This is a genomic window from Rhodococcus sp. NPDC006774 (assembly GCF_040636045.1).
Lineage (GTDB): Bacteria > Actinomycetota > Actinomycetes > Mycobacteriales > Mycobacteriaceae > Rhodococcoides.
This window is the reverse complement of record NZ_JBEYIW010000020.1, coordinates 1-16595: the sequence shown is the minus strand read 5'-3', so window position 1 is coordinate 16595 and position 16595 is coordinate 1. Positions and strand designations below refer to the sequence as shown.

Annotated in this window: 14 protein-coding genes; 10 read left to right on the top strand and 4 right to left on the bottom strand. The window is 66.7% G+C overall.

Annotation, left to right across the window (positions count from 1 at the left end; all coding sequences use genetic code 11):
• The first annotated feature begins 24 nt into the window (after nucleotides 1–24).
• From ABZ677_RS22670 to ABZ677_RS22660, 3 genes are all read left to right on the top strand, one after another.
• Entirely contained in the window at nucleotides 25–1491 is a 1467-nt protein-coding gene (locus ABZ677_RS22670; RefSeq protein ID WP_037191429.1) for an AlkA N-terminal domain-containing protein, read from the top strand.
• Nucleotides 1488–1985, top strand: coding sequence for a methylated-DNA--[protein]-cysteine S-methyltransferase (locus tag ABZ677_RS22665; protein WP_094633909.1), 498 nt, complete (start codon nucleotides 1488–1490; stop codon nucleotides 1983–1985). The genes ABZ677_RS22670 and ABZ677_RS22665 overlap by 4 nt, the downstream gene beginning before the upstream one ends.
• A gap of 96 nt (nucleotides 1986–2081) precedes the next feature.
• Complete coding sequence (locus ABZ677_RS22660; RefSeq protein ID WP_358373444.1) at nucleotides 2082–3323, top strand: AI-2E family transporter; 1242 nt, start codon at nucleotides 2082–2084, stop codon at nucleotides 3321–3323.
• Here the strand turns inward: ABZ677_RS22660 and ABZ677_RS22655 are convergent.
• Complete coding sequence (locus tag ABZ677_RS22655; RefSeq protein WP_358373441.1) at nucleotides 3305–6313, bottom strand: SMC family ATPase; 3009 nt, start codon at nucleotides 6311–6313, stop codon at nucleotides 3305–3307. The two genes, ABZ677_RS22660 and ABZ677_RS22655, sit on opposite strands and share 19 nt — an antisense overlap.
• Complete coding sequence (locus ABZ677_RS22650; protein WP_358373440.1) at nucleotides 6310–7500, bottom strand: exonuclease SbcCD subunit D; 1191 nt, start codon at nucleotides 7498–7500, stop codon at nucleotides 6310–6312. The genes ABZ677_RS22655 and ABZ677_RS22650 overlap by 4 nt, the downstream gene beginning before the upstream one ends.
• 122 nt (nucleotides 7501–7622) lie before the next feature.
• Between ABZ677_RS22650 and ABZ677_RS22645 the strand changes: the two genes are divergently transcribed.
• Together ABZ677_RS22645 and ABZ677_RS22640 are read left to right on the top strand one after the other, a co-directional pair.
• Complete coding sequence (locus ABZ677_RS22645) at nucleotides 7623–8789, top strand: DNA recombination protein RmuC (RefSeq protein ID WP_094741261.1); 1167 nt, start codon at nucleotides 7623–7625, stop codon at nucleotides 8787–8789.
• 20 nt (nucleotides 8790–8809) lie between these two features.
• Entirely contained in the window at nucleotides 8810–9931 is a 1122-nt protein-coding gene (locus ABZ677_RS22640; RefSeq protein ID WP_037191420.1) for a DUF6542 domain-containing protein, read from the top strand.
• 87 nt (nucleotides 9932–10018) lie between these two features.
• Here ABZ677_RS22640 and ABZ677_RS22635 read toward each other — a convergent pair whose 3' ends face one another.
• On the bottom strand, nucleotides 10019–11026 hold the full coding sequence (locus ABZ677_RS22635; RefSeq protein WP_037191419.1) for a 4-hydroxy-3-methylbut-2-enyl diphosphate reductase: 1008 nt from the start codon (nucleotides 11024–11026) through the stop codon (nucleotides 10019–10021).
• A gap of 122 nt (nucleotides 11027–11148) precedes the next feature.
• Here ABZ677_RS22635 and ABZ677_RS22630 point away from each other — a divergent pair, with 122 nt between their 5' ends.
• The 3 genes from ABZ677_RS22630 to ABZ677_RS22620 are packed head-to-tail and all read left to right on the top strand — an operon-like array spanning nucleotide 11149 to nucleotide 13246.
• Nucleotides 11149–11751 (top strand): lipid droplet-associated protein, encoded by a 603-nt coding sequence (locus tag ABZ677_RS22630; protein WP_037191417.1) that lies wholly within the window; start codon nucleotides 11149–11151, stop codon nucleotides 11749–11751.
• Nucleotides 11748–13010: an exodeoxyribonuclease VII large subunit gene (gene xseA / locus ABZ677_RS22625; RefSeq protein ID WP_358373436.1), complete on the top strand. Its 1263-nt coding sequence runs from the start codon at nucleotides 11748–11750 to the stop codon at nucleotides 13008–13010. Before ABZ677_RS22630 ends, xseA begins: the two co-directional genes overlap by 4 nt.
• A gap of 14 nt (nucleotides 13011–13024) precedes the next feature.
• Nucleotides 13025–13246, top strand: a complete 222-nt coding sequence (locus ABZ677_RS22620; RefSeq protein ID WP_037191413.1) for an exodeoxyribonuclease VII small subunit — start codon at nucleotides 13025–13027, stop codon at nucleotides 13244–13246.
• On the opposite strand, the gene ABZ677_RS22615 is transcribed toward ABZ677_RS22620, so the two are convergent.
• Entirely contained in the window at nucleotides 13243–13815 is a 573-nt protein-coding gene (locus ABZ677_RS22615; RefSeq protein ID WP_243595997.1) for a DUF4245 domain-containing protein, read from the bottom strand. The two genes, ABZ677_RS22620 and ABZ677_RS22615, sit on opposite strands and share 4 nt — an antisense overlap.
• Before the next feature lie 135 nt (nucleotides 13816–13950).
• On the opposite strand from ABZ677_RS22615, the gene glpX reads away from it, so the two are divergent.
• Together glpX and ABZ677_RS22605 are read left to right on the top strand one after the other, a co-directional pair.
• Entirely contained in the window at nucleotides 13951–14991 is a 1041-nt protein-coding gene (gene glpX / locus ABZ677_RS22610) for a class II fructose-bisphosphatase (protein ID WP_243595998.1), read from the top strand.
• Between the two features lie 47 nt (nucleotides 14992–15038).
• Complete coding sequence (locus ABZ677_RS22605) at nucleotides 15039–16439, top strand: class II fumarate hydratase (RefSeq protein ID WP_358373432.1); 1401 nt, start codon at nucleotides 15039–15041, stop codon at nucleotides 16437–16439.
• Nucleotides 16440–16595: the final 156 nt, after the last annotated feature.

Below are 16595 nucleotides of genomic sequence, written 5' to 3'. Positions count from 1 at the left end.
CGTCCGCGCTGACACAGTAGGTGCATGAGCAGTGAACGGCAGGTGCAAGAACTGGACTTCGATCGGTGTTATCGCGCGGTCTCCTCGCGTGACGCACGGTTCGACGGCCAGTTCTTCACCGCCGTCTCCACCACCGGCATCTACTGCCGACCCTCCTGCCCGGCCCGCACCCCCAAGCCGGGCAACGTCTCGTTTCTGGCCACCGCAGCGGCGGCCCAACAATCCGGCTACCGCGCCTGCCGCCGCTGCCAGCCCGACGCCACCCCCGGTTCCCCACGCTGGAACATCCACTCGGACCTCAGTTCTCGCGCCATGCGGCTGATCTCTGACGGAGCCGTCGAACGCGGTGGCGTCGACGGCCTCGCCAGCACCCTCGGCTACTCGACCCGGCAGCTGACCCGCGTGCTCACGGCCGAGGTCGGTGCAGGACCGCTCGCCCTGGCCCGCGCGCACCGCGCTCACACCGCCCGCACGCTGATTCAGACCACCGACATGTCGATGGCCGACATCGCCTTTGCGGCCGGCTTCTCCAGCGTCCGGCAATTCAACGACACCATCAAGGAAGTCTTCGCAGTCGACCCGTCGACATTGCGTCGAGAAGCACACCGCACCGCCGTGCCGACCGCGGGCGGAACCGTCACTCTGCGATTGCCGTACCGACCACCGCTGGACCGCGGCTGGATCGAGTGGTTCCTTCGAGGCCACGTGGTCGAGGGCATCGAGTTCTTCGCCGAGGACGGAGAATACGTACGTTCCCTGCGACTGCCGCACGCAGCCGGGCTCGTCGCTCTACGGGTGATGGACGGATTCGTCAGCGCGGCAGTGACATTGCAGGACATGCGAGACCTGGCCCCTGCCGTCGCCCGAATCCGCCACCTGCTCGATCTCGATGCCGACCCACTCGCCGTCGACGACGCACTGCGCTCGGACCCGCAGTTGGCACCGAGCGTCGACGCCCACCCGGGCATCCGCGCCCTCGGAGTGGTCGACGGCGCAGAGATGTTGCTGCGCACCGTGATCGGGCAGCAGATCTCGCTGAAGGCTGCGGCCACCCATACCGCCCGGCTCGTCGACGCTCTCGGTGCACCGGTCGATCTCGGCAACGACACCGTCACCAGATTGTTTCCCGAACCGGCCGTCATCGCCGAACGGGGCCACGAGGTACTCACCGGACCGGCCGCCCGTGTGCAGACCGTCATCCGCGTCGCCGACGCCATCGCGTCGGGAACCGTCGTGCTGCATCCCGCGCGAGAAGGGCCTGAACTGGAGCGAGAACTGCTCGCACTCAAAGGAATCGGACCCTGGACCGCCCGGTACGTCGTGATGCGACTGCTCGGTGATCCCGATGTTCTGCTCGATACCGATCTCGTCGTCCGCCAAGGTGCTCAGGCACTCGGCATCTCGTTGAACGATTCCGCCCGCTGGGCTCCGTGGCGTTCGTACGTCTCGATGCACCTGTGGGTCACCGCACTGGAAAGAAGACAGCCATGACAGCCACCGCCGCCACCCAAGACACCCCGATCGGGCCGTTCAGCACCATCGTCGACGCCGATCAGCGCGTGCTCGCGTCCGGCTGGACCGCCGACGTCGAAGAACTCCGCGTCCTGATCCACCCGACGATGCGACCCGACAGCGTGCGCACCGCGGCCGATCTCGGCGATGTGACGCGCGCCGTCGAGAACTATCACCGCGGTGAGCTGACCGTCATCGACTCCGTTGCCGTCGCGCAACGATCCGGCGAATTCCTCATGCATGCCTGGGGCGTCCTGCGCACCGTCGAACCCGGTGCGCCGGTGACCTACTCCCAGTTCGCAGAACTGTCCGGCAGACCGGCAGCAATCCGTGGTGCTGCGTCGGCATGCGCTCGCAACGCTGCCGCGCTGTTCGTGCCGTGCCACCGGGTGGTTCGAATCGGCGGGGCTCTCGGCGGTTTCCGCTGGGGACTGCCCGTCAAGGAATGGCTGTTGGCACACGAGGCGGCCTGACCGGCCTCGCCTTGGACGGCGGTGGCACACAGCTGGGCAGGCCGAGACGTTATGGTTCTTCACGATCCGCCATCCGCCGAATGTGAGGAAGCCACAGTGACCGAATCGGCAGTGCCCGGTAGTACGTCGAAGTCCAAGACGTCCGGCAGTGATCGTGGTGACCTCATCGGGGTCGGCGGCCTGTGGCTGGCCAAGTGGTCACTGATCCTCATCTCGATCGCAGCCGGGGCGTGGGTGTTGGGCTGGCTGATCGGGCACCTCTGGGTGATCCTGCTGCCGGTCCTGCTCGCCGTGATCGTCGCGACGGTGCTGTGGCCGCCGGCGAAGCTGATGATGCGTCTGGGATCTCCGCCCGCCCTGGCCGCGTCGGTATCGCTCGTGGTGTTCTTCGTCGTCATCGGCGGCATCATCACCTTGATCGTTCCGTCGGTCGCCGAGCAGGCACCGGAGTTGGTCGACCAGGCATCGGGCGGTATCGCGCAGGTGCAGGACTGGTTGAAGGGGCCGCCGCTGAACATCGGCGACGACCAGATCGACTCGGCCGTGTCGGCGATCGTGTCGCGTCTACAGGACAGCGGCGAGGTCATCGCCACCGGCGTGTTCACCGGCGTATCCGCCGCAGGCTCGCTGCTGGTCACCCTGGCGCTGGTGTTGGTGCTGACGTTCTTCTTCGTCAAGGACGGACCGAAGTTCCTGCCGTGGCTGCACGGGTTCTCCGGCGGCCGCGCCGGAACCCATCTGGGCGAGGTGCTCTCGCGGATGTGGGGGACCCTCGGCGGATTCATCCGAACTCAGGCCATCGTCAGTTTCATCGATGCATTCTTCATCGGTCTCGGACTGGTCATTCTCGGCGTTCCGCTGGCCCTGGTGCTGGCGACCCTGACGTTCATCGGTGGCTTCATTCCGATCGTCGGTGCGTTCGTCGCGGGCGCACTCGCCGTCCTCGTGGCCCTGGTCGCGAACGGGCTCACCACGGCGCTGATCGTGCTCGCCATCATCGTCGCGGTGCAGCAGTTGGAAGGCAATGTGCTGCAGCCCATTCTGCAGAGTCGCAGCATGAACCTGCATCCGGCGATCGTGCTGCTCGCCGTGACGGCCGGCAGCTCGCTGTTCGGCATCATCGGCGCGTTCCTCGCCGTCCCGGCTGCCGCGGTTGCCGCCGTGCTGATCAGGTACCTGTCCGAGCAGATCGACGCGCGCTCGAACGAACCGGATCAGGACGAACTCGAAGACGAAATCCCGCCGCCCGAGGGACTGACCGACGAACAGGCCGGCCTCGACGACGAGGACGAGTCGAAGTCGGACAAGCCGGCGTCAGGTCAGGACGCAACGACCTGAAGCGTCGAACCGGTGCGCTCCCGCTTGACGTGGAGGCGGCTGGGAATGCGTTGGCGCATCTCGTCGACGTGACTGACGACGCCGACGACGCGTCCGCCTGCACGTAGTTCGTCGAGAACCGCCATCACCGATTCGAGGGTGTCGGCGTCGAGCGTGCCGAATCCTTCGTCGATGAACATGGTGTCGAGGACGACACCGCCGGATTCGGCGGCGACGACATCGGCGAGGCCCAACGCGAGCGAGAGCGACGCGAGGAACGCCTCACCGCCCGACAGGGTCTTGGCCGAGCGCACGACGCCGGTGTAGTCGTCCCGAATGTCCAGTCCAAGACCGCCCCGCTTGCCGCGGACGCCGGCCTCGTCGGAGTGCACGAATTCGTAGCGCCCCGAGGACATTCGACGCAGCCGCGCGGAGGCGGACTCGGCGACATCCTCGAGGCGCGACGCGAGGACGTACGAGCGCAACGACATCTTGCGAGCATTCTGCCCCCGCCCTGCCACCACGTCCGCGAGGTTGGCGAGCTCGTCGAATTCGGCACGTTGTGGCGCGATGGCCTGGGCAGCGGTGAACAGTTCGGCGATCAGCCGTTCCAGATCGTCTGCGCGCCTTCGACATTCCGCCACCCCCGCGGCGGCCGCCCGGACCGCGTCCTCCAGCTCGGCGCACGCCTGCTCCAACGGACCCAGATCCACCGGCGGCCGACCGGCCACGTCGACGATGGCGGGCTCGCGCAACACGTGCTCCGCATGCGCACGCGCCTCCTCGGCGGTGCGCAGCTCGGTCTCGATCTGCTCGACGCGGTCGGCGGCCAACACTGCCCCGGCCGCAGCATCGACGGACTCGAAGCTCGACGCCTCCACCCGTCGGTCCAGTTCGGCTGCCAGTGCATCGGCCCGCGCAGTGGCGTCGAGCCAGGCGATGCGCGCCTCCTGAATTCGCCGGGCACCGTCGATCAGGGCCTCCCGCTCCGAGATTCGGTCTGCCAGCGACGCGCCCTCGTTCACTTCCTCGGCCACCGACGCACGCATCTTCGCCAGCGATTCCTCGGTGGCCGAGATGCGCTCGTCCACGGCACCACGCGAGGCGACCAGGTCGTGGAGCGTGACCGTCAGTGCGTCCGACTCGCTCCGCAGGCGATCGAGTTCCGCGGTTGCCGGTTCGACATCGGCGGCACGCGCGCGGGCGTCCTGCAGTGCGGCGGTCGCGGCATCGAGCATCTGGGTCAACTCCGCAGCGGAGGCCCCACCGGTGCGGTCGTGCAGCAGATCCACGTCCCGTTGCGCTCGAGCGACAACCGCGACCGCGTGATCGAGCGCAGCGGCGGCCTTGCGTTCTGCAGCGGCGGCCTTGTCTTCCTGTGCCCTGGTCACCGTCGACGTCGACGGTGCAGCGGGATGCGGGTGCACCTCCGATCCGCACACGACACAGGGCTCGCCCGCTTCCAGACGCGCCGCCAACTCGGCAGCCATCCCGTCGATGCGTCGCTCACGGAGGTCGAGCAGGTGCGACCGGGCCGTGTTGTGGGCTGCTCCAGCGGTGTCTCGGGCACGTTCGTCCTCGGCCAGAGTCGCTCGCTTGCGTACCAGTTCGAGTGCAGACTCGGCTGCCACGCGGGCGCGACTGCAGCGCTCCTCGAGGCCGGGCAACTCTGCCGCAGCCGAGGCGGCTCGTGCCATCCGTGATTCGACCGCGGCGATCTGCTCGGGCATCGAGGCCTGCAATTGCACGGTGCGTTCGATCGCCGCTGCGGTAGTGCGCTGCTGCGCACGATAATCGGCGAGGGTGCCGTCGAGTCGGTCGGCTTCACGGGCGAGACCGAGCAGGGATTGCAACCGCGCGACATCGGTGGTCCAGTCACGCACGAACTGTGCAACGACCGTGCGCTCGGCCGACGGATCCGCCGGCGCGGGTGGCCAGTGCAGCGCGGCGTGGAAGCGTTGTCCCTCCGCCGTCGTCGGTAGCGCATGTTCCGCCGCCGCGAGTGCGGAGGTTGCGGCGTCGGTGGCCAGGCGTGCGAGGCGGAGGTCTGCGGCAGTGGCCGCGATCGGCCCTGCGGCCGCGGAATCGGCGAGCTCGCTTCGGCGTGCTGCTCGTGCCGTCTCGCCTTCCCGGTACTGCGCGAGCTGACCCTCGGCGAGAGTACGTCGTCGCTGCAGATCGAGAACGGTGGTGGCCTTCGCCAGAGCTGCCGACGCACGCCGAGCTGCCGCGTCGATCAGTACCGCCCGACCTTGTGCGAGGGTCCGATTCTGCCGGGCATCGTCGAGGACGTCGGCCGCCCATTCGAGCGGGTCCGGCTGCTCGCTGTCCTCGCCCTCGGGCTCGGGCACTCCCGACGCCTGCGACACCCGGCCGAGCATGATGTCGATGGCGTGGTGGGCGTCGGCGAGCTCGGCGGCGAGCTCCCGACGGCGCTGTGCGAACCACTCTTCGACATCACCGAATCGGCCTGTGTCGAAGAGCCTTTCGAGCAGATTGCCGCGTTCGTCGCTGTCGGCTCGGAGGAATCGCGCGAACTCACCCTGCGGCAACAGCACCACCTGGAAAAACTGATCGGCACTCATCCCGAGCAGCGCGTTGACGGCGTCGCCGATCTCGCTGAGCCGGGTGAGGTTCTGTCCTCGGCCGTCGAGCCAGGTGAGACTGGCCTTGGCGTGTTGCTTGGTGGTGCCCGTGCTGCGGAGCTTGGGCCGCAGGAACTCCGGACTGCGCACTATTCTGATGCGTCGCCCACCGAGTGTCGCCTCCAACGTGACCTGTGGCACCGCACCCTTGGCTGCGTGATCGGACAGCAGGCGCTTGCCCTCCCGACGAGCTCCGGGCACAGTTCCGTACAGCGCAAACGCCACGGCGTCGAGCACCGTCGTCTTGCCTGCTCCGGTCTGACCGTGCAACAGGAAGAGCCCGTCGGCCCCCAGTGCGTCGAAGTCCACCGTCTCGGTGCCCGCGAAGGGGCCGAAGGCGGTGATCTCGAGCGAATGCAGCCTCATGCAGCACCGCGGTCGGCTGTGGTGGCCGTCCCGCGGGTGGCCTCGGTCTCGCGTTGCACGGTGGCCAGAGCGCGAGCCAGGAGCGCGGACTCCGCTGCCGTCGGCACGCTGCGCATGTCCGTCACGAACGAGGTGGCGATGTCGAGATCGCTACGGCCGCGCACACGGTCGCGGTAGCGCAGCTCGCCGGATCCCTCGGGGCGACGCCATTCCAGATGGATCGCGTGCGGGAAACGCTGCTGCAGCGCGCGCATTGCGTCCACCGGACGTACCTCGTCGGTGAGCACGGCGGAGACGTAATGATCCTCGAACTCGCAATACGCTGTGTCCGTTGTCAATTCCTCTACCGTGCCTTCGATGCGGGCGAGTCCGCGTACCACCGGCAGATCGACGCGCTCGACACTGCCGAGCCCGTCCGCGTCGAGATCGAGAATCCATACCGCCTTGCGATGCGACCGCTCACCGAACGAATACGGCAGGGGGGAACCGGAGTACCGCACCCGGTCGGTGAGGATCTGGGGCGAATGCAGATGTCCGAGCGCCACGTAGTCGACACCGTCGAACGCCGACGCCGGTGCAGTTTCGATGCCGCCGGAGGAAATCGATCGCTCCGATCCGGTCGCCTCACCGCCGACGATGAAAGCGTGGGCGAGCACGACCGAGCGAACATGTTGCCCTGCTTCGCTTCTCGTCTCGAGGTCGCCGCGTACCCGATCCATCGCGGCACCGAGCACCTCGGCATGGGTACGCGCAGTGGGAACGTCGAGTTCGAGGCGAGTGGTTTCGGGCTCGAGGTACGGAATGCCGTAGAACGCAACGGAGCCGTGCTCGTCCTCGATGACGACCGGAGTGGCGACGTCGCCCACCCGCGTCATCAGATGCAGCCCTCCTGCCGAGGCGAAAGCAGCGCCTGCGCCCAGCCGCGCGGGTGAATCGTGGTTTCCCGACGTCGCGACGATCACCGCACCGGCCGCTCTGATCGCCTCCAGTCCGCGGTTGCAGACCAGGACGGCATCGGCACTGGGGACAGCGCGGTCGTAGATGTCGCCCGGCACCACCACCACATCGATCGATTGTGCCGCAACCAGTTCCGCGATCGACCCCAGCACAGCGCCCTGATCGGCCAACAGGTCGACACCGTGAAAGGTGCGACCGATGTGCCAGTCCGAGGTGTGCAGGATTCTCATGCGTTCGACGCTATCGGGAACCACCGACAAACTCCCCGAGGTGCCTCGGCCTGTCGGACGTGAGCTCGGTCCACACCCGTCGCGAACCGAAGTTGTCGGTACCGTCCTGCATCATCTGCTCCATGAACATTCTCACCGCGTTCGGCCTGCTCGTCGCTCTCGGTATCGGCGCGGTCGTCGGCTGGTTGTTGCACGCCTCGCGGATGGGCGATCGTGCGGTCCGAGCCGAAGCCCAACTGGCCGCGATGCGCGAGCACGAGGGCATGCTTCGGCAGTCACTGAGTGCGGTGAACGAGGATTCCGCGCGGCGCAATTCGACCGTGATCGGCCAGCAGGTCTCGCACCTGGTCGAGCCGTTGCACGATGCCGTCGACGCTCTCTCCGAGCACGTGCGGCAGGTCGAGCACAATCGCATCCGGGCGTATGCGGGACTGTCCGAGCAGGTCACCGGTATGCATCGAGCGTCGATGCATCTGTCCACCCAGACCGGTCAGCTGGTGACGGCACTGCGCGCACCGCAGATCCGCGGCCGGTGGGGTGAGATCCAGCTCGAACGTGTCGTCGAGCTGGCGGGCATGGTCAAGCACTGCGATTTCGACACGCAGGTCAGCAAGGACGGCATCAGACCCGACATGATCGTCCGTCTCGCCGGCGGTCGGCAGATAGTGGTCGATGCCAAGGTGCCGTTCGCGGCGTACCTCGATGCCGCTCAGGACGAGGATCTCGGCGCGCGGGAGAAGAATCTGCGACGCCACGCCAAGCAACTGCGGACCCACATCGACCAGTTGGCCGACAAGGCGTACTGGCAGGCATTCGAGCCGACACCGGAATTCGTCGTGCTGTTCGTTCCCGGCGACCCGTTTCTCGACGCGGCTCTGACGTCGGACACAGGGCTGCTCGAGTACGCCTTCGGTCGGAACGTGATCCTGGCCACCCCGACCACCCTGGTCGCGTTGCTACGGACCGTCGCCTACACGTGGAAGCAGGAGTCGCTGGCCGAGGACGCTGCGCGCATCCAGCAACTGGGACGCGAGCTGTACACGCGAATCGGTGTCGTCTCGACGCACCTGGACAAGCTCGGGGCCCACCTCGGCAAGGCCGTGGAGTCGTTCAATTCCACCGTCGGGTCCGTCGACACCAGGGTGAGCGTGACGGCGAGAAAGCTGCACGAGCTCGAGCTGTTCGACGCCGAGCCGGTGGACATCGCCCGAGTGGACGAGCGGCCCAAACTGTCCGATTCGTCCCGCTACCGGCACGACTTCGGTCATGTCAGCGATGCAGTGGGCTGAACAACGGCTAACCTCGGGGGGTGTCTACCTCCCAACGTGCCCGCTCCGGGGTACCGCTGGATCACCGATCCATACTCGCGACCCTGCCCGGCGTTCCTGCATGGGGTGCCGTCGCGATCGCCGCGGGACTGACTTTTCTCGGATTTCTGATCGATGCCGCACGCGGTACCGAGCTGACCGGTGCGTTCGCGTTCATGTACGTCCTCGGCTGCATCGCCGGCGTCCTGCTCGTCCGCTTCCGCGGACTGTTCACGGCGATGGTGCAAGCCCCTCTGATCCTGTTCGTGGCCGTGCCGCTGTCGTACCAGTACTTCACCGACAACGCCGGCACCAGCCTCAAGGACATCATCCTCAACGTTGCCATTCCGCTGGTCAACCGCTTTCCGCTGATGTTGCTCGGCACCCTGGTCGCCGTCGGACTCGGAGTACTGCGCATCGTGCTCAAACGGCAGAACACGCATGCCCCTGCTGTTCGACGCAGTCCGAAGCCCAGCGACGACAAGCCCACCAGAGCACAGCGTCGGGCACAGGCAGAGCGCCCCGAACGATCCCGCAGGCGGGCAGCCGCAGTCGATCGCAGCACCGACTCTGCGGCCGAGGCCACCGACATCGTGCCCGGGCCGTACGTCGGTCGCCGAAGCACCGATTCTCGTCCGCGTCCCGATACCGACCCTCGCGCGAGTTCGACCCCTCGCCCCGGCTCGCGTACTGCAGCGGATCCCACCGCGAGCCCCCGGCGATCGGCTGCGTCGGCACCGGCACCACAGACTCGATACGCCGCCACCGACTCCCCCCGGCACGATTACAAGCCCGAGTACCAGAAGCCCGACTACTCGCGAACGCAGTATCCGCAGGCACAGTCTCGGCAGGTGCCGCGAGAAGCACAGTCCCGGTACTCGACCGAACCTCGTCGCGAGCGATCGGACCGGGTACACGCTCCTCGCGAGGTCGCCGATCCGTACAACACCGGAGCCAGGCCCGTCGTGACTCCTCGGACGAGCGCCCCCGCGAGCGGTTCCACTGCCGCCGACTCCACCGCCGGTAGCGGCCAGGGCAGTCATTCGCTACCCACCCCGCACCGGGACGACATTCCCCCGCATCCGGTGCCGAAGGTTCGCTACCGCGACCGTCACAGCGACTAGCCCGAACACGAGAAACGCCCCGTATCGGTATTCCTGCTCCTGCGCAGGAATCCCGGTACGGGGCTTAATTCGTTGCCGACCTCGCTGCTAGCGAGCTGGGCGCAGCTCGCGGGGCAAGGAGAACACCAGAGTCTCGTTTGCGGTCGTGACCGGCTGTACGTCTGCGTAGCCGTGCTCGGCGAACAGTTCGATGACGCCCTGCACCAGGATCTCCGGTACGGATGCACCCGAGGTGATGCCGATCGTCTCGACTCCGTCGAGCCAGGCCAGGTCGATTTCCTTGGCGTAGTCGACGAGGTAGCTCGCCCGTGCACCCGCGCCCAGTGCGACCTCGACCAACCGCACCGAGTTCGAGGAGTTCTTGGACCCGACGACGATCACCAGATCGCATTCCGGGGCCATCGCCTTCACCGCGACCTGACGGTTCTGCGTGGCGTAGCAGATGTCGTCGCTCGGCGGGTCCTGAAGCGTCGGGAAGCGCTCACGCAGTTTGGCGACCGTCGTCATCGTCTCGTCGACGCTCAGCGTGGTCTGGGACAGCCAGATGACCTTGTTCTCGTCTCGGACGGTGACGCTGTCGACCGAATCCGGGCCGTCCACCAGCTGAATGTGTTCGGGAGCCTCGCCTGCGGTGCCCTCGACCTCCTCGTGGCCCTCGTGACCGATGAGCAGGATGTCGTAGTCGTCTCGGGCGAAGCGCTTGGCTTCCTGGTGCACCTTGGTCACCAACGGGCAGGTGGCGTCGATGGTGCGCAGGTTTCGCTCGGCCGCGGAGGTGTGCACGGCGGGTGAGACGCCGTGCGCGGAGAACACCAGCAGCGATCCCTCGGGAACCTCGTCGGTCTCCTCGACGAACACCGCGCCGCGATCGGACAGAGTCTCGACCACATGCCGGTTGTGCACGATCTCCTTGCGCACGTACACCGGCGCACCGTGCTGTTCCAGCGCTTTCTCGACGGTCTCGACCGCGCGATCGACGCCCGCGCAATAGCCCCGCGGCTCCGCGAGCAGCACTCGCTTACCCCCGGCGTAGGCGGACTTACCCGCACCGGCGGACTGTGCAATACCAAGATTCAGTGGAACAGCCGAAGACATACTTCCCAGGATACGTGCACCGAGCTCGCCCGCCTCTTTTCCACGTCCCTCAGCCCCGGCTGAAGAGGGGCGTACAGCCTGTCGGCTACCCAAAGTTCACCGTTTCGGGCAGTCTGGTGCACATGACTCGAGTCCCCTTTGCAGCGCGTGTGGCTGCAGGCGTCGCCGTGACCGTCGTGGAAGAGGCTCGCAAGCTTCCCGGTTCCGCCCTGATGCTGCCGATGACGGTCGTCAGCGAGGCACTGGCGCGCAGCATGCGATTCCAGCAGCAGGTGACGGCGTTGGCCATCAAGGGCGATCTGGTCATCGCGAGCCTGCCGGTCATCGGCACCCCGACCGAGGAGCAGCCCTCCTGGGCCAGCTTCGACGAGGACGAAGACGAGAACACCTTCCTCGCCCCCGTGATCACCGACGACGTCGATGTCCCCGACGCCCCCGTGGCCGAGCCGGTCGCGGCGAACGGTCGCTTCGCTCTGTACTCGACGCCTCCGCTGGACGAGCCGGTCCAGGACACCTCGGCCAAGCGCGCTCGATCCGCCGACAAGCCCGAGATCGTCGAGATGATCGACTTCGACACCCTTGCCCTTGCACAGCTGCGCGCCCGACTGCGCACGCTCTCGATCGAGGACCTCGAAACCCTGCTCGACTACGAGAACGACACGCTCTCCCGCGCGCCCTTCCAGACGATGCTCGCCAACCGCATCACCACCGCCAAGGCCAAGTGAGCACTCCCCCACCCCAGTCCGGTCCCACCCAGCCAGGCGCGAGCACCGCCGAACAGCCATGGCCGGTGCGTACCGTCGCCATGAAGGTTGCCGGCTGGATCGACAAGCTCGGCTCCATCTGGGTGGAAGGGCAGCTCACCCAGATCAATGCTCGCCCCGGCACCAGGACTGCCTTTCTGACGCTGCGTGATCCGTCGGCCGACATGTCGCTGTCGGTCACGTGTTCGCCGCAGTTGCTCGAGCGTTCACCCGTTCCGCTGACCGAGGGTGCGCGCGTCATCCTCTACGGAAAGCTGTCGTTCTTCACCGGTAGGGGAACGATCTCGCTGCGCGCCACGGATATTCGTGCGGTGGGGGTCGGCGAACTCCTCGCCCGCATCGAGCGGCTCAGAGCCCTGCTCGCCGCCGAGGGCTTGTTCGACCCACGCCTCAAGCGTCCGCTGCCGTTCCTGCCGGGCACCATCGGCTTGATCACCGCTCGCGCCAGCGCGGCCGAGAAGGACGTACTCACCGTCGCCCAGAGGCGTTGGCCTGCGGTCCGATTCGAGGTTCGCAACACTCCGGTCCAGGGCCCGCAGTCGGTGCCGGCGATTCTGGACGCACTGAAGGATCTGAACGACGACCCCGGCGTCGACGTCATCATCCTCGCCCGCGGCGGCGGTAGCGTCGAGGACCTGCTGCCGTTCTCGGATGAGGCTCTGTGTCGCGCCATCTCTCGGGCGACCACGCCGATCGTCAGTGCCATCGGCCACGAGCCCGACAGCCCGCTCAGCGATCACGTCGCGGATCTGCGGGCCGCAACCCCTACCGATGCCGCCAAACTCGTGGTGCCCGACGCCGTCGCCGAACAAGCCCTCGTCTCGGAACTGAGGTCGAGAAGCGCTGCAGCGCTGCGTAATTGGGTCGAGCGCGAGGCGCGCGGATTGGACATGCTCCGACACCGGCCGGTGCTGGCAGATCCACTGGCCTCGCTCGAGCAACGTCGCGAGGAGGTTCGACGCCTCCTCGACGCCGCCCGACGCGACGTGCAACGCGAACTCACCACCCAGGACACACTCGTCGAACATCTTCGGGCGCGGCTGTCGACGTTGGGACCGGCTGCCACACTGGCTCGGGGCTATGCCGTCGTACAGCGGGTGGTTGCGGGTTCGGATCCCGAGGTACTGCGTTCGGTCGAGGACGCGCCACCGGGTACACAGATCAGAGTGCGGGTGGCCGACGGTGCCGTCACCGCCGCAGTCATGGGACGGGTCAGATGACAGAAGGAGTACGGATGAGCGAGAACGACAAGCCGGTATCGGAATTGGGCTACGAAGAGGCCCGCGACGAACTCGTGGGCGTGGTGAAGATCCTCGAGCAGGGCGGACTCGATCTCGACGCCTCCCTGGCCCTGTGGGAGCGGGGAGAGCAGCTGGCCACTCGCTGCGAGGAGCAACTCGCCGGTGCCCGCAAACGTATCGAGACCGCGCTCGCGAGCACCGAGAAGGACAGCTAGGGCGCGAGCGGTTCGGTGACCTCGAGTGCCTGTGCGAGCGTGGTGAATTCCTCTGTGGTGGCGGTACCGCCCAGCAGGATTCGCACGTCGCCGAAGTCCGAGACCCAGTAGGTCCGCGAACCCTCTTCGCCGTAGACCACCCAATCTCGGCCCGACACGTTCTGCGCACCCGACGCGTACACCGTCTCGTCGCCTGCCACGAAGGGAACCAACACGTCCTCGACGGCGCTGGTCTGGGTCAGTTGGAGATACGCACCCGATCCGGTGATGTATCCGACAGTCGACACCGGTCCGCCGTTGTCGCCCGAGATCGTTGCGCTACTGCCCGAATTCGGCGTCCAGTCCTCGGGAACGACCGGGTTGCGCACCGGAAAGCCGATCTGCGATGCGTCGTACTGCAACGCGGTGTCGATGTCGAAGTTCGGAATGGGCCCCTGCTTGGGCCCGCCGGGGCTCAGTGAGCACTGACTGGCGATACCCGCAATCAGCAAACATGCGATGACCAGCGGAATGAGCGACCAGACCATGTCGCGGCTGTTGTTGAGAATCCGAGGTTTGCTGTTTGCCACCTCACCAGTATCCCCTGTGCGCGGCAGTGCTCGGTCGGCGCGTGCCTCACACCCGACCCGACCCCACCGCGGGCATCACAGAAGTGAGATAATCGCGCCTGGGTAACACCCCACCAACCAGGAGGCTACAAACCGATGACGGCCAGCACCGAGTCCACTCGCGCCATGGCGCCAGATCGCAACCTCGCACTCGAACTCGTACGCGTCACCGAGGCCGGTGCGCTCGCCTCGGGTCGCTGGGTCGGTCGCGGCGACAAGGAAGGTGGCGACGGTGCTGCGGTCGACGCCATGCGTCAGTTGGTCAGCTCGGTCTCGATGCGTGGCGTCGTCGTCATCGGCGAGGGCGAGAAGGACGAAGCGCCGATGCTCTACAACGGCGAGCAGGTCGGCAACGGCAACGGCCCCGAGGTCGACTTCGCCGTCGATCCCGTCGACGGCACCACGCTGATGGCCAAGGGCATGCCCAACGCCATCTCGGTTCTCGCCGTCGCCGAGCGCGGCGCGATGTTCGACCCGTCCGCCGTCTTCTACATGAGGAAGATCGCCGTCGGACCCGACTTCGCAGACGTCATCGACATCACCGCACCGGTCGCGGAGAACATCGCCCGCGTCGCCAAGATCAAGAAGGGATCGACCTCCGACGTCACGGTGTGCATCCTCGACCGGCCCCGGCACGCCGAGCTGATCCAGCAGGTGCGCGATACCGGCGCTCGCATTCGACTGATCTCCGACGGCGACGTCGCCGGTGCCATCGCCGCCGCTCGGCCCACCTCACCCATCGACATCCTGATGGGTACCGGCGGAACTCCCGAGGGCATCATCGCGGCGGCCGCCATGCGCTGCATGGGTGGCGCGCACCAGGGCATGCTGGCTCCGACCGACGACGACGAACGCCAGAAGGCCATCGACGCCGGGCACGATCTCGATCGCGTCCTGTCCACCGAAGACCTGGTCTCGGGCGAGAACGTCTTCTTCACCGCGACCGGCGTCACCGACGGAGACCTGCTCCAGGGCGTCCGCTACTCGGGCGGAGGCGCACACACGCAGTCCATCGTGATGCGCTCGAAGTCCGGCACCGTTCGCATGATCGACGCGTACCACCAGCTCAACAAGCTCAAGGAGTACTCGACCATCGACTTCGACGGCGACACCTCCGGCGCCATCCCGTCCTTCTGACCGTCCGCTCGACGAAGTTTCCGCTCCCCTACCGAGGCAAGAGGTCAATGACAGAGAACGAACAGCAGTTCCGGATCGAGCACGACACCATGGGAGAGGTTCGCGTTCCCATCGATGCGCTCTGGCGTGCCCAGACGCAGCGTGCAGTGGAGAACTTCCCCATCTCGGGCCGCCCGCTCGAGCGCACCCAGATCCGCGCGATGGGCCTGCTCAAGGCGGCCTGCGCACAGGTCAACAAGGATCTCGGTCTGCTCGACGGCGCACTGGCCGACGCGATCGTCGCCGCAGCCACCGAGATCGCCGACGGCAAGCACGACGACCAGTTCCCGATCGACGTCTTCCAGACCGGCTCGGGCACCAGCTCGAACATGAACGCCAACGAGGTCATCGCGTCGATCGCGAGAGCGAACGGCGTCGAGGTGCACCCCAACGATCACGTCAACATGTCGCAGTCCTCCAACGACACGTTCCCGACGGCTACTCATGTCGCCGCCACCGAGGCAGCCGTCACGTCGCTCGTGCCCGCGCTGCGTCACCTGCACGAGGCACTTGTCGTCAAGGCCACCGAGTGGAAGCACGTCGTGAAGTCCGGCCGCACCCACCTGATGGATGCCGTTCCGGTCACCCTCGGTCAGGAATTCGGCGGCTACGCCCGTCAGATCGAGGCCGGCATCGAGCGCGTCGAGGCCACCCTGCCGCGCCTCGGTGAACTGCCCATCGGCGGCACCGCCGTCGGCACCGGCCTCAACGCACCCGACGGCTTCGGCCCGAAAGTCGTTGCAGAACTGGTCAAGTCGACCGGCATCGACGCACTCACCGCAGCCAAGGATTCGTTCGAGGCGCAGGCTGCCCGCGACGGACTCGTCGAGGCATCGGGCGCACTGCGCACCATCGCGGTCTCGCTGACCAAGATTGCCAACGACATTCGCTGGATGGGATCGGGACCGCTCACCGGACTCGGCGAGATCGCCCTTCCTGACCTGCAGCCCGGCAGCTCCATCATGCCCGGCAAGGTCAATCCTGTTCTGCCCGAGGCTGCTACGCAGGTCGCGGCCCAGGTCATCGGCAACGACGCCGCAGTCGCATTCGGCGGCGCATCGGGCGCATTCGAGCTCAACGTCTACATCCCGATGATGGCGCGCAACGTGCTCGAATCGTTCAAGCTGCTCGCCAACGTCTCGGTACTGTTCGCCGACAAGTGCGTCGTCGGCCTCGAAGCCAACGTCGAGCACCTCAAGACCCTCGCCGAGTCCTCGCCGTCGATCGTGACGCCGTTGAATTCCGCGATCGGCTACGAGGAAGCTGCCGCCGTCGCCAAGCAGGCACTCAAGGAGAAGAAGACGATCCGTCAGACGGTCATCGACCGTGGACTGATCGGCGACAAACTCAGCGAGGCCGAACTGGACAAGCGCCTGGACGTCCTCGCCATGGCGAAGGTCAAGGACTAGTTACCCGTTCGCCTGCCGGACCCCTGAACGCGTGAATGGTCCATTGCACCGCCGAGACGTGTGTGCACCGCTCCCCAGAAGTTGGACTGAGGAATTCAGTTCCGACTACTGGGGAGCGTGTGTATGCGTGTACGGAGTTCACTTACCGAGGATCAG